Here is a 13,618-nt window from a genome sequence, read left to right as displayed (position 1 = left end):
ACTCACGGCAGTCAGAGCCCGGGGGGACGGCTTCCGAACGACAGGTGATTTCCATCCTGCCATTTCAGATGCCTTGCGGTGGCCGGTACGGGCATTCGTGAAACCGCAATGCCGAAGCCGGAAGGATGCCCAGATGTGCCTATCCCAGGACAACAGCGCGGGAATGGGGACACCGCAGCTCTGTGACCGGGGGATCGAGTTCTACCGGGTGGCGCTGGCCGAGGGCTGCGCCACCGGAGACGCCCCCGAGTGCCTGCTCGCGATGGGCCTGCTGCGCTCCGTACCCGGCTCCGGCGAGCGGCTGACCCCCGTCCCGCCCGACATCGCGGCCACCGGCCTGACCCGGCCGCTCGAACTCGCCGTGCTGGGCCACCAGGAGCGGCTCGCCGAGCTGCGCACCGCCTTCACCGCCGCCGACCGCGCCTACCAGGACGTCATGCGCCGGGCCCAGCTGCCGGTCCGCCTCCTGACGGGCGAGGAGATCAACCCCGCGCTGGAGAAGGCCGTCGCCGCCTGCACCGAGGAGCTGCGCACCGCCCAGCCCGGCGGCGGCCGCAGCCCCGAGCACCTCGCGGACGCCCTCCCGCGCGACCTCGCCCTCGCCGGGCGCGGCGTGCGCCAGCGCACCCTCTACCAGCACACCGTGCGCTCGCACGGCCCGACGCTGGCCTACATCGAGCAGGTCACGGCCCAGGGCGCCCGGATACGCACCCTGAACGAGGTGTTCGACCGGGTGATCATCTGCGACCGCTCCACGGCCTTCGTCCCGGCCGCGGCCGACCGCGAGGCCGCCGCGATGCTCATCCAGTTCCCGCCGCTGGTCGAGTACCTGCTCAAGATCTACGAGTTGATGTGGGAACGCGCCGAGCCGGTCACCTACCTGGAGGGCCGCCACCGTCCCCAGCTGCTCACCGACCGCACCCGCCAGAACGTCCTGCGCCTGATGGTCAACGGCTACACCGACGAGGCCATCGCCTCCCGCCTTGGCATGAGCACCCGTACGGTCTCCAGCCACATCCAGAAGGCCAGCGAACTCCTCGGCAGCCGCAGCCGCGGCCACCTCGGCTACATCATCGCCCGCGAGGGCGTCCTGGACGAACCCCTCGACGACCTGTGACCGGCACCGGCACCGGCACCGGGGGCCGTCGCCGTCGCTCGGCGGGACGGCCCCCGGCGGCCGGTGCTACTCGTAGCGCAGTTCGGCCGGCCGCATCAGGCGCAGGAGCTGCGGCAGGCCGAGCGCGGTCGTGAGGAGGACGGCGCCGGCGGCGATCGCGGACATGGCCAGCATGGAGCCCCAGTCGAGGGCGAAGGGCAGGCCCGCCGTGTACTGGAGGACGGCTCCCATCAGCAGGCCGCCGACGGCGGCCAGCAGCATGCCCAGGACCATCGGGACGAGGGTCTGCCACAGCACCGACAGGCCCAGGATCCGGCGGCGGGTGCCGACGGCGCTCAGCACGCCGAGGATGCGGCGCTGCTCCCGGAACCGCTCCAGCTGGCCGACCAGCAGGCTGAGGGCGACCAGCAGCAGGGTGACGGCGGAGCCGGCGGTGAGCAGGCGTTTGACGGCGAGGTAGGTCGGGTCGAGGGTGCGGTCGAGGGGGGACCCGGCGACGCCCTGCGGGTCGATCGCCATGACGTCGGTCGCGAGTTGCTCCTTCGGGTCCGGCAACCCGGGGGCCATCGCGACCAGGACGGTCGCGGGCTGGCCGCGCAGTGCGGCGGCCGGGGCGGCGCCCGGGGTGAGGAGCAGCAGGCCGGAGCCGAGCCGCCCGTTGGGGTCGGCGCCCTCGACGGGCTCGACGGTGGCCGTCACGGCGGGCAGCGGCCAGGACGGCGGCTCGCCGTCACCGCGGAAGAAGGCGGCGTGGACGGTCGTGCCGGGCTTGGCCGCGGCGGCGGCGTCCGCGCCGGTGTTCGGACCGGTGTTCGGGCCAGTGTTCGTGCCGACGTCCGTGCCCGCGCTCGCGCCGCCGCTCGTGCCGACGTCCGTGCCGGCGTCCGGTCGGGTGGTCCGGCCCTGGACGGCGAAGGCGTCACCGTCCTTGCAGTCGGGCAGGGTCGCGAAGCCGCGCAGCACGGCGCAGTCGGCGATCCGGACGGCGGGCAGGTCCCAGAGCTTGGCGGTGGGGGTCTCCAGGGCGAACTCGGTGTAGGCGGCGGTGGCCCGCACCCCGGGGGAGCGCGCCAGCGAGTCGGCGAGCCGGTCGGCCTGCGGGCCGCCGCCGGGGAAGGACACCGACTGCTGGTACGGCCCGACCGCGGCGCGGGGGCCGGGGCGGTCCTCGTAGCTCGCGCTGACACCGAGGAAGAGCGTCTGCAGGGCGATCGCCCCGGCGACGGCGACGACCACGCCGCTGACCGCGGCCGAGGCGGGGCCCGAGCTCAACTGGAGCCTTCGGATGGCGAGTTGCCAGGACACACCGCCGCCGGAGCGCCGGGTGGCGGCCTCCACCAGCCAGGGCAGCAGGGTGCAGACGCCCACCAGTATCAGCAGCACGCCGAACGCGACCAGCAGCGAACCACGCGTGTCCTGAACGGAGTTGAAGACGGCGGTGCGTCCCATCCCGGACGGGTTGTACTGCGTGGGCAGTGCCAGCGCGAGCGCCGTCAGGGCGAGGCCGGCCAGCGGCAGCGCCAGCCGCCACCCGATCCGGCGCCGGCCGGGGCCGGACCGGCGGACCACGCCGAGCGGGTCGACGGTGACCCGGCGCATCGCCAGCAGGCTCACGCCGATGCCGAGGAGCGGCACGACCACGGCGATCGCGGCGGCGATGGCGGGGTGCGGCGCGATGTCCTCGGGGTAGAAGCTGAAGCCCGCGAGCCGCAGGTGGCCGGTCAGCCGCCGGCCGAGCAGGAACAGCGCCGCGCCCGCGACCAGGCCCAGCACCGCGCCGACCAGGGACTCCCCGGCGGCGAGCCGGGCGGTCATCCGGCGGTCCGCGCCGACCAGGCGCAGCGCGGCGAGCCTGCGGTCGCGCCGTTCGCCGCCGAAGCGGGCGGCGGCGGCGAGGAAGACGCCGACCGGGGCCAGCATCACGGTCAGGCCGACCGCGTTGAGCAGGATCAGCCGGGGGTCCATCGGCTTGGGCGGCGAGAAGTGGCCGTACGAGGTGATGCGGGAGGCTCCGGCGTCCCGCGAGAGCCGGTCGCTGCCGAGCAGGTAGCCGGCCTGGCCGGGGCCGAGCAGGCCGTCCGGGCCGATGCCGCCGACCACCGGGTAGGGGAGGCGGTCGCGCAGCAGCTGGTTGGCCGGGTCCTTCAGGAGCTCGGCCAGGGCGGGCGAGACGACCATCCGCCCCGGCGGCGGGTACGCGGCCACTCCGGGCGGGAGCGCCGCGTCCGGGCCCTCGGGCTGGACGACCCGTCCGCGGATCGCGGTGCCCCGGAAGGTGGTGTCGGCGGTGGCGATGAGGACCGTCCGGTCGCCGGGCGTGGGCAGGTCCTCGTCGCGGAAGGTGTCGTTCTGCACGTACAGGCGCTCGTTGCGGTGCTGGACGATGCCGGGGAAGGAGGCGGTGAACAGCAGCAGCGCCACCCCCAGGCCGACGCCGCAGGCGGTGAGCAGCAGCCGCCCCCAGCCGTCCCGTCCGTTGGTGAGGGCCAGCCGCACGCCGAGGCCGAGCTGGTCCAGGAACGGCGAGCGGACCCGGTCGGCGGCGGGGATGTTCGCGTCGGGGCTGCTCACGCCGGGGCTACTGGTGTCGGGGCTGCTCACGCCGGGGCCGCTCGTGGTGGAACTGCTCATATCGCGCCCGCCAGGTCGCGGGTGCGGCCGTCGCGGACGACGATCTCGCGGTCGGCGTAGGCGGCGACCCTGACCTCGTGGGTGACCAGGACGACGGCGGCGCCGCTCTCCCGGGCGGCCTGGGTGAGCAGCTTCATCACCCGCTCGCCGTTGAGGGAGTCGAGCGCGCCGGTCGGCTCGTCGGCGAAGACCGCCTTGGGCCCGGTGATCAGGGCCCGGGCGGCGCCGACCCGCTGCCCCTGGCCGCCGGAGACCTCGCCGGGGCGCTTGGCGGCCACGTCGTCGACCTCCAGGCGCTCCAGCCATTCGCGGGCCCGGGCCTCGGCGGCCCGGCGGCGCAGTCCGTTGAGGCGCAGCGGGAGCGCGACGTTCTCCAGGCAGGAGAGTTCCGGGACGAGCTGGCCGAACTGGAACAGGAAGCCGAACTCGGTGCGCCGCAGGGCGCTCAGCTCGGCGTCGGAACAGGCGGTGAGGTCGCGATCCCGGTAGCGGAGGCGGCCGCTGTCGGGTCGGGTGATCCCGGCGAGGCAGTGCAGCAGGGTGGACTTGCCGGAGCCCGACGGGCCCATCACGGCGACGAGTTCGCCGGCCGCGACGGTGAGCGAGGCCCCGCCGAGCGCCGGGGTGAGCCCGAAGTTCTTGTGCAGGTCGTGGGCGGCGAGCAGGGGTTCGGACATGGTCAACGCTGGGACTCCGTGATGCGGGCGGCGAGTTCGTCCAGGCGGGCGGCGGTGAGCTCCAGCCAGCGCAGGTCGGCTTCCAGGTGGAACAGGGCGTGGTCGCAGATCAGCTGGTCGGTGAGGTCGCCGGTGAGCTTGCGGCGGGTCAGCTCCCGCATCTCCTTGAGGTGTTCGGCCCGCTGCGCGTCCAGGACGTCGGCGCCGGAGCGGCCGGTCAGGAGGGCGAGCACGACCTTCTGGTAGAGCGTGCTCTGCAGGTACGGCTGCGGGCTCTCCGGGTGCGCGAGCCAGTTGGCGAGGTCGGTGACCCCGGCGTCGGTGATCGCGTACCGCTTGCGCTCCGGGCCGTCGCCGGCCTCGACGCCGTCGACCACCACCAGCCCGTTCTTCAGCAGCCGGGAGAGCGTCGCGTACACCTGCCCGTAGTGCAGGCCGCGGTCGCGCCCGAAGTGCTCGTCATGGAGGCGTTTGATGTCGTATCCGTGGCGGGGCTGGGTCTCCAGCAGGCCGAGGAACAGCTGTCCGAGTGACATGCTCCGGGACTATACAGGCCATGTATACACGCAGGTGTATAGCGGGCCCCCTCGGGTCCGGTTGCCGGCGCCGACACGGCCGCGGCCTCCCCGAGCAGGGCTCGGGGAGGCCGGAGCGGTTCGGTGCCCGGGTCAGTTCAGACCGTGGGCCCGGCGGTCAGGACGCCTGGGCGCGCACCAGCCAACGCTGGTTGGCATTGGCGGTGCAGGACCAGACCCCGAGCGCGGTGCCGTTCGCGTCGGCCCAACCGGGCAGTTCGAGGCACTTGTCGGAGATCGGGTTGTAGAGCGTGCCGTCGTAGCGACGGACCCGACCCTGGAGGAGTGCGCCAGCGGGATGGCCAAGTGCTCCAACATGGGCACCAAGATCGAGGGCGAGGGGCCGAACTACCAGAGGATCGTCGAGGAGAACAAGAAGGTCGACGACAAGTATGATCAGGCCAAGGAGGCTGGCTGGGGTTCGATTCCGAACGGGGCGAAGCGTAAACCCCTCAAGGTGAACCCCGGCGCGGATAACGGCATTATCATGGCCCGCTTCTACATCCACACCAAGCTGGCTCTTATGGACGCGCTGCTCGGCGACAATAGGGGGCCCACCTTGAAGCCGGATGCCAGCTATCGGATGGCTCTTTTCTGGGACACGGGGTCCGGGAATATGACCTTCACCGTATCTGCCTCTCACGAGTCCCCGCCGTCTAATTACCAGATTGCAAGGGGGCTGGCCAGGCCTGGGATTAAGTTGAAACCTGCGATGGATATCGTGGAAGCCGAACCAGACGTTTGGCACAGTTTGAAGTGGCAGAACGCCATTCACGTCGAGGGCACAAAGTCGGGTGCGAAGGTGAAGATCCACGGGATCAACAGCGAGCTCCCAATTTTCGCTGTTGACGATGAATTGGACATCGACTTCAGGGGTAGCGGTGACGTTTCCGTGTGGCGGCGCGGCGATTCGTACCCCGACATGGAAGTGGTCCAGTATAAGCGCGGGCAGCATGCGTCGATGCTCGCCTTTGACCCAATGTCATCGGAGACGGGTCTCCCAGCGGCTCCATTCTGGCCCAAGATGGACAGCACTTGGGTCTCCGGAAAGTGCACGGAAGGTTGCTAGCTATGACTGAGGCAAGCTGTCGATCGGTTAGCGGGTCCACCTTCCGGTGGATTTCTACCTGCGCCGTTCGCTATGCCGTGGTCTTCATGGTCGGCTGGATGGCGGTATCGCTGACGGCTCCCAGGATGTCGGACCGGGCTGGAGGTTACGGTGCCCGGAAGACTTTGTGGGGATCTTTTCTGGGATACATGGAAGGGGCTCCAGGGATGTTCCTGATGATCGGAGTCCCATCCCTGATATTGCTGGCGCTGATTTCCAGGAGAAGAGGAACCTCTGCGCCTGATGAGTTCAGGGCATTTGCCGCGGCGCTCCTTGTCATCCCTGCGCTGGTGCTCTTCCTGGTCGGCACATGGGTGATGGTCGCCATCCAGGTGGCGGTGCAGATCCTCTTTGCAGCGATCATCATGCCGGTTGCCAGGGAAAAGGAAAGCTTCTAGGATCGTTGAAGCACGTGGCCGGTTAAATTAGGTCACGATCAGTTTATGTGGGCGCTCGGCTGGATTTCCCGGCCGAGCGCCTCGCAGAATCCAGCGCTTGTTGGGCCGAAGGGATCGTCTGAGGCGGCAGTGAATGTGGATGCTTCGGGCGCGCAACTCAAATAAGTGGTTCTCTGTGAGGCGAGGAGGTGTGTTGCCTCGGACGGCTTCGCCCGCCCGGGTGACTTCGAGTAGTGCGCGTTGAGACGTTTAGAACGCAGGTATCGGGTGATCGAGACTCTGGGGTCAGGCTGGGAACGAGCCCAGGGCCTATTGCGTGTCCTTGCTGTCTCCCTGACTGGCATCTTGCCGCTGGCGGCTTCGTGCACGGTGGCGAAGGAGCCTCTCCCAGCTGTCATCGGGTCCTGGAAGGCGCCCGTCGCTTCGATCCAGTTCCTGGAGGGCGGCAAGATCGGCGAGGCAAGTCTGCTCCCCGCCATGTGTCGTGGAAAGAAGTCCCCGACTGCGGTGAAGTTCACCGGCACCTGGAAGTACGGGACGCTTTCCGACGCCGGACCTGGCGCGGTCGCCCAATTGGTCTCCGTCGACGGCGATCTGAGGTGCGAGCGGTTCTTCCAGTACGTCAAGGACCAAGGTGAGGAGCGGTTGCGACTGACCGATGCGGACGACGGCGGCGTGCCGTTCGCCGCGTTCCTTCGGCAGTAGGTCCGTTTCGAGAGCCGCCCCATCCGATGTGTCGGATGGGGCGGCTCTCGTAATGGAGGATGGGCGACGCGGGGTCGGGGGTCTTCGTGGTGCTGCGGGGCTGCTACTCCGGGGGTGACTGGGAGATCTATCTACGGGAGGAGCGGAAAGGAGCGGTGGCCAGGCTGGGCGGACAGTCGTCGGGGGAGCGCGCAGCGGGGCTTCTCCGGGGTGCAGGGACTCGGAGAGCGATGGCTTCAGCGCCGGGTTGGAATTTCAAGTGGGCCACCTCCACCTGGAGCGCCGCTGGCTCGGCCAATGCCTCCACGCTGACCTGGGACGTCGAGGGCAAGCTCGCCTCGCTCGCCCAGGGTTCGGCCGTCACGACGTACGTCTACGACGCCGACGGCAACCAGCTGATCCGCCGCAACCCCGGCAAGGTCACCGTCAACCTCGGTGGCGGCGACGAACTCACCTACGACACCGGCACCAAGACCAGCAGCGGATATTTCTCGTGGAGGATTGTGTGGCGAGGCGGCGGCTCGTCTTCTTTGGTGTTCTCGGTGGGGCTCTCGGAGTTCTCGGCGCGGGCGTGGTTGTGTGGCTGACATTCCGGCCTTCCTGGCCTGTGGTGCCCGATCCGGTCGGACGGTGGGTCGGAGGAACGGCGGCTGTCGAGCTTCTCCCGGAAGGGCGGGTCGGATCGGCACGAGTGCCGGCCCGCGTGTGCAGCGTTGCCTCGGTGGACCGGGAACAGCCGACGGAGATCGAGGGGCGCTGGAAGCAGTCGATCCTCGATGACGTGGGGCCGGGAGTCTACGTGGACGCGACCCGGAAGGACGGGAGCGGTAGTTGTCGGTTCTGGCTGACGGCCGAGGAGAACGGAAAGGACCTGTGGGTGCTGGTCGGTCAGGGGTTCGCCATGAAGAAGGACTGAAATGTCGCGGTGGATTCGGATCCTGGCGGTATGGAACGGGGCGGGGGTGATCGGGATGCCGAGGCCGGGCCGGGTGCGTACCCGTGGAAGGCTGCCTGTTCTGACCGTCTGTGTGGCATCGGCTCTGCCGCTGGCGGCTTCGTGCGCGGTGGCGAAGGAGCCTGTCCCGGCTGTCATCGGGTCCTGGGACACAACCGCCGCTTCGATTCGGTTCCTGGAGGGCGGCAAGCTCGGCGAGGCATGTCTGCTCCCCGCGCCGCCATGTGTCGTGGAGAGTTTCTGTTACTCGACGAGGCGATCACTATCCCGATCTAGAGGTGGTTCAGTATCGTCGAGGAGAGCGTCCCCACGTGATTGCCAGGGATGAGATGGGCCAATTTCAGGGAGATCCTGGTCTGCTTGAAGTTCCGTTTGCGTCATCCCTCTCTCGCCTTCGGGCCGTACCTACCAGAATGGCGGGTGTGTATCAAGGTGCTGATTAGCAGATTTAATCGAGTCGGCCGGTGGTTCAGTCGGGCGCTGCTGAGATATCTTGCGGTGTGCGTGGCTCCAGTGTGCGTTTTTATGCTCGTTCTTTCAGCATTTGCGCCCGGAGGGCATGACGCCAATGGATTCTCTCGAGCCGACTCCCCGGATAGCCTCAAGCTGCTGGCGCTCATCTCGCTCACGATAACTGTCCCCACACTGTTCTTTCTCTTCCTGGTCTCTTTTCGGGCGGCCAGGGGGAGGAATGTTCGGGGGGTGGCTGCCGTGTTGTTTGCCATGCCCCCACTGCTCTATCTCCTTGCAGGTGCTTGGCCCTTCCTGCTGATGAGCGCACTCGGTGTGATCTACGCAATGGTAGTGATGCCCGCGCCTGCGCCTGGATCCTGATTTTGCGACATCCGGGTCCCCGGGCGCGTGATGCGCATCGGGGGCCCAGATGTTTGTTCTGGGCACTTACGGTAACTTTCCGTTCAATCCTGGTGGGGCTCATCGAGTAATTGCTCGGCGAGCCCGCCACGAGTGGGGGAGCATGGGCGACGCGGGGGCCGGGGGTGTCAGAGGGGTGTCAGGAGTGGGGCGGTGATCGTTGGGATGTCGTCAAGAGGGGGTGGGGCTGGGGGTGGGATCGGGTGAGGTGGGTGGGTGCCGACTCCTCCGTTGCCTGATGTGCCTGGTCCCACTGGTGGTTACCGCAATGCGCCTACCGGGGTGCCGCCGTACGGCGGGCCGGCGGTGCCGACGCTGCCGGCTCTGGACGGGACGCTGGTGGTCGACTTCGCGCTGGTCGGCAAGGCCGGGGCGGATGCGGGCAAGGCGGCCGAGGGCATGGCTGCCGCCTGGACGGCGCTCAGCTCGGCGGCCCTGTTCGGTGCGGCGCCCTGGGGGGATGATCCGGCGCTCGGGCAGGGCTTCGACCAGGTCTTCGCCCAGCCGCGGGACGATCTGCTGAAGGCGGTGCAGGCGCTGCCGGACACCCTGCGCAAGCTGGCCGACGCCCTCGGCGCCACGCGTAGCACGTTCGAGAGGGCCGACGAGCACGCCACGGAACTCGCCTGGACGTTCCCGGGGCCCGGTAGCGGCGGCGCGTGATGGCGGTCGACGCCCCCAACGCCTCGCTGCCGGACGGGTTGCAGAACCTGCTGATGATCCTGGTGGGCAACAAGTGGCCCACCGGGAACGAGAGCGCGCTGCGGGCCGAGGCTGATGCCTGGACCGAGGCGGCGAAGTCGATCCGTGCCTGCGTCCTGGACCTGGCGGACGCCAAGTCCCAGCTCGACCAGGGCCTGAGCGGTGCCAGCAAGGACGCGTTCGACGCCTATCTGGCCAGGCTCGCCGTCGCCGACGACGCCGCGCTGCCGCTCATCGCCCAGTGCTGCGACGCCGCCGCCGACGCGCTGCACAACCTGGCGAACCAGATCGAGACCCTGCGCATCGAGATCATCGGTGCGCTGGTGGTCCTGGCCGTTCAACTGGCCATCGACGCCGCGTTTTTCCTTTTCGGCGGGGCCGAGGCGGCGCCCGCGGAGATCGCCTTCACCAGGGCCCTGGTGTGGGCCTTCCTGCGCAAGGCGCTGATCAGCGCGGTGACCCGGGTCGCCGAGTCGGTGCTGGCCCAGGTGGGCTTCGACCTGTTGGCCCAGGTGATCGAGCTGGGCCAGGGCCACCGCACGTCGATCGACGGCGGCGAGCTGGGTACGGCCGCCGTCAACGGGGCGGTGGGCGGCGCGGTCGGCGTCGGCGCCGGGTGGCTCGGCAAGGGGCTGGGCAAGGGCCTGGGGAAGGGGCTCGGGAAGGGCTTCACCTCGCTGACCGGCAAGGAGGCCGGCGCGTTCGCCAAGGGCGCGGCCGGGCTGGTCTGGAACACCGGCTACGGGGCGCTGACCGGGATGGCCGAAGGCGCGGCGCAGGACGCGGTGTTCGGGCTGTCGGGTGACTACGTCTCCGGCGCGGCCAACGGCGCGTTCGCCGGGGCGTGGGGGTGGCGGCACGGGGCGATGAACCCCGGGAACAAGTTCTCCATCTCGCCGGGCGACCACATCGAGGGCTGGCTGAACGGCAGGCTGGAGGGCCCGCGCCCACCGCGCGGCGGTACGACGGGGGGCGGTACGACGGGGGATGGTACGCCAGGGGGCGGCCCGTCGGAGATCGAGCTCGTCCCGGTGGGGGACCTGCCCCATGAGCTGCCGCCGCTGCCGCCGCAGGACACGGACCTCTCGGGCCTGTTCCACGAGATGGGCCACTTCCCTGCCCCCGTCGGCGACTTCAGGCCGACGCACGGCGGCACCCCGGCTCCACAGCGTCCGCAGCCGCGGACCGTCTCCGACGCCATCCTGGAGGAGCTCAATCCGGGCGTGCACCAGCCCTCCTGATGGGACGTCAGGAGGGCTGGTGTCGGTGCGGGGGAGGGGGCTGGGGGCTGGGGGGTGTTACTGGCTGCCCGCCGGGGCGAGGGGGGCCAGGGTGCCGGGGTAGAGGTATTCCTTCGGGGGGATCGTGGTGCCGTGGGCCCAGGCGTCGAAGAAGCCCTTGAGGTCCTTGCCGGAGACCTTGGCGGCGAGGGCCTCGAACTGGGGGAAGGTGGCGTTGCCGTAGGCGTGGTCGGCGGTCCAGCGCTTGAGGGTGGCGAAGAACGTGTCGTCGCCGACGGTGCGCCGCAGCGCGTGCATCATCAGGGAGCCCTTGAAGTAGAGGGCCGAGGCGAGTTCCTGGCCCTGCCCGGGGTCGTAGAGCTTGGTGGACCAGTACTCCGGCTTGTTCCGGTTCTCCTCGACGCCGGGGGCGTAGAAGCCGGTGTCGAGGTTGCTGCCCTGGTGCTCGTCCCACAGCTGGTTGGCGTACTGGGCGACGCATTCGGCGATGCAGCCGTCGCGCCAGTCGGTGAACGAGACGCTGTCGCCGAACCACTGGTGGGTGATCTCGTGGACGGCCGCGGAGTCCCAGAAGTAGTTGGTGTAGGTGGGCCGGCTCTGGGTCTCCAGGTCCGGCGCGCCGGTGCCCGTCTCCTTGGTCCAGCTGCGGACGATGGCACCCGCGGAGGAGAACGGGTACGGCCCGAACTTGGAGGCCAGGAAGGCGATGATCTCCGGCTGCTGGGCCTCGGTCGCCTTGGCCATGTCGTCGATCGGCACGTCCGGGCCGTAGGCCGTGATGACCGGCGTCCCGTCGGGCAGCGCCGAGCGGTGGACGGTGAACTTGTCGATGGCGACGGTGCTGAGGTAGGTCGCCATCGGCTTGTCCTCGCGCCAGCGGAAGGTCGTCGAGCCGTCCTTGCTGGTGGTCTGGCCGGGCCGGCCGTTGCCGATGGCGGTCCAGCCGTCGGGGACGGTCGCGGCGAGCGAGAAGGTGGCCTTGTCGGACGGGTGGTCGTTGGACGGGAACCAGGAGGTCGCCGAGTGCGGCTCGCCCATCGCGTTGACGCCGCCGGACACCAGCTGGTGCCAGCCCTCGGGGTCGGGCTTGCCCGCGTACACCACCCGCACCGCGAAGGTGGCGCCGCCGGCCACCCGGCGGGCGGGCACGATGTCCAGCTTGTGCGTGCCGGAGCGGGAGAACGACTTGGCCGGGGTGCCGTTCACGGTGACGGAGGCGACCTGGAAGCCCTTGAGGTCCAGGGAGAGGCGGTCGAGCGACTGGAGGGCCCGGGCGGTGACGGTCGTGTCGCCGTTCAACTGGTCGGGGTGAGCCGGGTCGTAGGCGATCCGGACGTCGTAGTTCGCCACGTCGTAGCCGACGTTGCCGTCCTCGGGGAAGTACGGGTCCCCGATCCCGGTCGCTCCCGCGGGGGCGGCGGTCAGGGCGGCTCCGAGGGCGGTGGCGGCGGCCACCAGGGTGACGGCCTTGCGGCGGTGGCGACTCGGCGGTGTGCGCATCTGTGGCTCCTGGGGACGGGCGGTCAGGACCGGGCGGCGGCGGGGACGGTGGTGGCCGGAGCGGTGGTGGCCGGAGCGGCGGGGGCGGCGGGCTTGGCGGCTGCGGGCTTGGCGGTGGCGAACTGCCAGACCACGCCGATCATGGCGTTGGTGCTGGTCGCCTGCGTCGCGGGGTCGACGTTGGCGAGGTTGTCGCACGCGCTGTGGAGGCAGTCCGAGACGCCGCTGCTGAAGCCGGACGACGGGATCCCCGCGTCCCCGAACGGCTGGCTGTCGGAGCTGTCCAGCGGGATGTCGAAGGTGGCCAGGCCCCGGTCGGTGAACCACTTCTCGAAGGCCTGGAAGGCCGCGGTCTCGTTGTTCTTCGCGTCCTTCACCAGGAGGTACTGCTGGAGGTTCTTGCTGCCCGCCTGGTCGAGGTTGAGGTACAGGTCGATGGCCTTGCGGTCGCCGGCGGACAGGTTCTTGACGTAGTCCGCCGAGCCGACCATCCCCAGCTCCTCCGCGCCCCACCAGGCGAAGCGCAGGTGCCGCTCGGGCTTCAGCTTGGCCTTGGCCACCTGGAGGGCGGTGGTCAGGACGGCCGCCGAGCCGGAGCCGTTGTCGTTGATCCCCGGGCCCATCGGGACGCTGTCCAGGTGGGCGCCGGTGAGCAGCACGTGGTCGGGGTCGCCGCCCTGCCAGTCGGCGATCAGGTTGTAGCCGTCCTTGCCGTCGTGGGAGAAGCGGCGCAGCTGCGTCTGGAAGCCGGCCCGGTCCAGCGCGTGCTTCACGTACGCCACCGACTCCGCGTACCCCTTGGTGCCGTGCGCGCGGTTGCCGCCGTTGCGGTCCGCGATCCGCTGCAGGGCCTGGAGGTGCGGCATCACCTCGGCCGCCTCGACGGTGGGCGCGGCCGGGGCGGGCCTGTGCTCGGCGGCCGTGGCCGCGGCGGCGGGGACGGTGGACAGCAGCAGGGCGGTCCCGATGACGTGGGCGGCGAGGGACACCAGGCGGCGGGAGGGCATCACGCGGGAGCCTTTCGGAGGCGGGGCCGGGGGGCTTCCCCCGGCGGACTCCGTCCACCCTGGTCCGTCGATGTCAGGAACTTGTCGAGAGGCTGTCGGGAACCGGTAGGGGTGCTTCCGGAGGGCGAC

At 70.1% G+C, this 13,618-nt stretch carries 13 protein-coding genes; 8 read left to right on the top strand and 5 right to left on the bottom strand.

What is annotated here, in order from left to right:
• Positions 1–133 precede the first annotated feature (133 nt).
• Complete coding sequence (locus tag ACIO9K_RS02760; RefSeq protein ID WP_363630386.1) at positions 134–1,117, top strand: helix-turn-helix transcriptional regulator; 984 nt, start codon at positions 134–136, stop codon at positions 1,115–1,117.
• 66 nt (positions 1,118–1,183) lie between these two features.
• Here ACIO9K_RS02760 and ACIO9K_RS02755 read toward each other — a convergent pair whose 3' ends face one another.
• The 3 genes from ACIO9K_RS02755 to ACIO9K_RS02745 are packed head-to-tail and all read right to left on the bottom strand — an operon-like array spanning position 1,184 to position 4,961.
• Complete coding sequence (locus ACIO9K_RS02755) at positions 1,184–3,688, bottom strand: ABC transporter permease (protein ID WP_400326413.1); 2,505 nt, start codon at positions 3,686–3,688, stop codon at positions 1,184–1,186.
• Positions 3,689–3,744: 56 nt separating this feature from the next.
• Positions 3,745–4,425: an ABC transporter ATP-binding protein gene (locus tag ACIO9K_RS02750; protein WP_363585174.1), complete on the bottom strand. Its 681-nt coding sequence runs from the start codon at positions 4,423–4,425 to the stop codon at positions 3,745–3,747.
• Between the two features lie 2 nt (positions 4,426–4,427).
• Positions 4,428–4,961: a PadR family transcriptional regulator gene (locus ACIO9K_RS02745; RefSeq protein WP_363374032.1), complete on the bottom strand. Its 534-nt coding sequence runs from the start codon at positions 4,959–4,961 to the stop codon at positions 4,428–4,430.
• 355 nt (positions 4,962–5,316) lie between these two features.
• Here ACIO9K_RS02745 and ACIO9K_RS02740 point away from each other — a divergent pair, with 355 nt between their 5' ends.
• From ACIO9K_RS02740 to ACIO9K_RS02710, 7 genes are all read left to right on the top strand, one after another.
• Complete coding sequence (locus tag ACIO9K_RS02740; protein WP_400326408.1) at positions 5,317–6,069, top strand: hypothetical protein; 753 nt, start codon at positions 5,317–5,319, stop codon at positions 6,067–6,069.
• Positions 6,070–6,275: 206 nt separating this feature from the next.
• Positions 6,276–6,506, top strand: a complete 231-nt coding sequence (locus tag ACIO9K_RS02735) for a hypothetical protein (protein WP_400326405.1) — start codon at positions 6,276–6,278, stop codon at positions 6,504–6,506.
• A gap of 267 nt (positions 6,507–6,773) precedes the next feature.
• Positions 6,774–7,211, top strand: coding sequence for a hypothetical protein (locus tag ACIO9K_RS02730; RefSeq protein ID WP_400326402.1), 438 nt, complete (start codon positions 6,774–6,776; stop codon positions 7,209–7,211).
• A gap of 230 nt (positions 7,212–7,441) precedes the next feature.
• Positions 7,442–7,798: a hypothetical protein gene (locus tag ACIO9K_RS02725; protein WP_400326399.1), complete on the top strand. Its 357-nt coding sequence runs from the start codon at positions 7,442–7,444 to the stop codon at positions 7,796–7,798.
• A gap of 134 nt (positions 7,799–7,932) precedes the next feature.
• The gene (locus ACIO9K_RS02720; protein WP_400326396.1) at positions 7,933–8,127 is read left to right on the top strand and encodes a hypothetical protein; all 195 of its coding nucleotides are present in this window, start codon (positions 7,933–7,935) and stop codon (positions 8,125–8,127) included.
• 1,218 nt (positions 8,128–9,345) lie between these two features.
• On the top strand, positions 9,346–9,702 hold the full coding sequence (locus tag ACIO9K_RS02715) for a type VII secretion target (RefSeq protein WP_363623315.1): 357 nt from the start codon (positions 9,346–9,348) through the stop codon (positions 9,700–9,702).
• Entirely contained in the window at positions 9,702–10,982 is a 1,281-nt protein-coding gene (locus ACIO9K_RS02710) for a hypothetical protein (RefSeq protein ID WP_400326392.1), read from the top strand. The genes ACIO9K_RS02715 and ACIO9K_RS02710 overlap by 1 nt, the downstream gene beginning before the upstream one ends.
• 57 nt (positions 10,983–11,039) lie before the next feature.
• On the opposite strand, the gene ACIO9K_RS02705 is transcribed toward ACIO9K_RS02710, so the two are convergent.
• Both ACIO9K_RS02705 and ACIO9K_RS02700 read right to left on the bottom strand, forming a co-directional pair.
• Positions 11,040–12,482 carry a M1 family metallopeptidase gene (locus ACIO9K_RS02705; RefSeq protein WP_400326389.1) on the bottom strand — a complete coding sequence of 481 codons (1,443 nt, stop codon included), beginning with the start codon at positions 12,480–12,482 and terminating at the stop codon, positions 11,040–11,042.
• A gap of 23 nt (positions 12,483–12,505) precedes the next feature.
• Positions 12,506–13,489 carry a M20/M25/M40 family metallo-hydrolase gene (locus tag ACIO9K_RS02700; RefSeq protein ID WP_363623321.1) on the bottom strand — a complete coding sequence of 328 codons (984 nt, stop codon included), beginning with the start codon at positions 13,487–13,489 and terminating at the stop codon, positions 12,506–12,508.
• Between the last annotated feature and the right edge of the window lie 129 nt (positions 13,490–13,618).

The sequence above is a fragment of the Kitasatospora sp. NPDC087271 genome (assembly GCF_044744605.1).
Lineage (GTDB): Bacteria > Actinomycetota > Actinomycetes > Streptomycetales > Streptomycetaceae > Kitasatospora.
Note: the sequence above shows the minus strand (reverse complement) of the source record. Positions and strands in the feature narration are given on the sequence as shown.

Excerpts from the sequence above, each read along its gene's own strand:
- ACIO9K_RS02760 (WP_363630386.1), top strand. The coding sequence starts at position 134 with ATGTGCCTATCCCAGGACAACAGCGCGGGAATGGGGACACCGCAGCTC.
- ACIO9K_RS02750 (WP_363585174.1), bottom strand. The coding sequence starts at position 4,425 with ATGTCCGAACCCCTGCTCGCCGCCCACGACCTGCACAAGAACTTCGGG.
- ACIO9K_RS02745 (WP_363374032.1), bottom strand. The coding sequence starts at position 4,961 with ATGTCACTCGGACAGCTGTTCCTCGGCCTGCTGGAGACCCAGCCCCGC.
- ACIO9K_RS02740 (WP_400326408.1), top strand. The coding sequence starts at position 5,317 with ATGGGCACCAAGATCGAGGGCGAGGGGCCGAACTACCAGAGGATCGTC.
- ACIO9K_RS02735 (WP_400326405.1), top strand. The coding sequence starts at position 6,276 with ATGTTCCTGATGATCGGAGTCCCATCCCTGATATTGCTGGCGCTGATT.
- ACIO9K_RS02725 (WP_400326399.1), top strand. The coding sequence starts at position 7,442 with ATGGCTTCAGCGCCGGGTTGGAATTTCAAGTGGGCCACCTCCACCTGG.
- ACIO9K_RS02710 (WP_400326392.1), top strand. The coding sequence starts at position 9,702 with ATGGCGGTCGACGCCCCCAACGCCTCGCTGCCGGACGGGTTGCAGAAC.
- ACIO9K_RS02705 (WP_400326389.1), bottom strand. The coding sequence starts at position 12,482 with ATGCGCACACCGCCGAGTCGCCACCGCCGCAAGGCCGTCACCCTGGTG.
- ACIO9K_RS02700 (WP_363623321.1), bottom strand. The coding sequence starts at position 13,489 with ATGCCCTCCCGCCGCCTGGTGTCCCTCGCCGCCCACGTCATCGGGACC.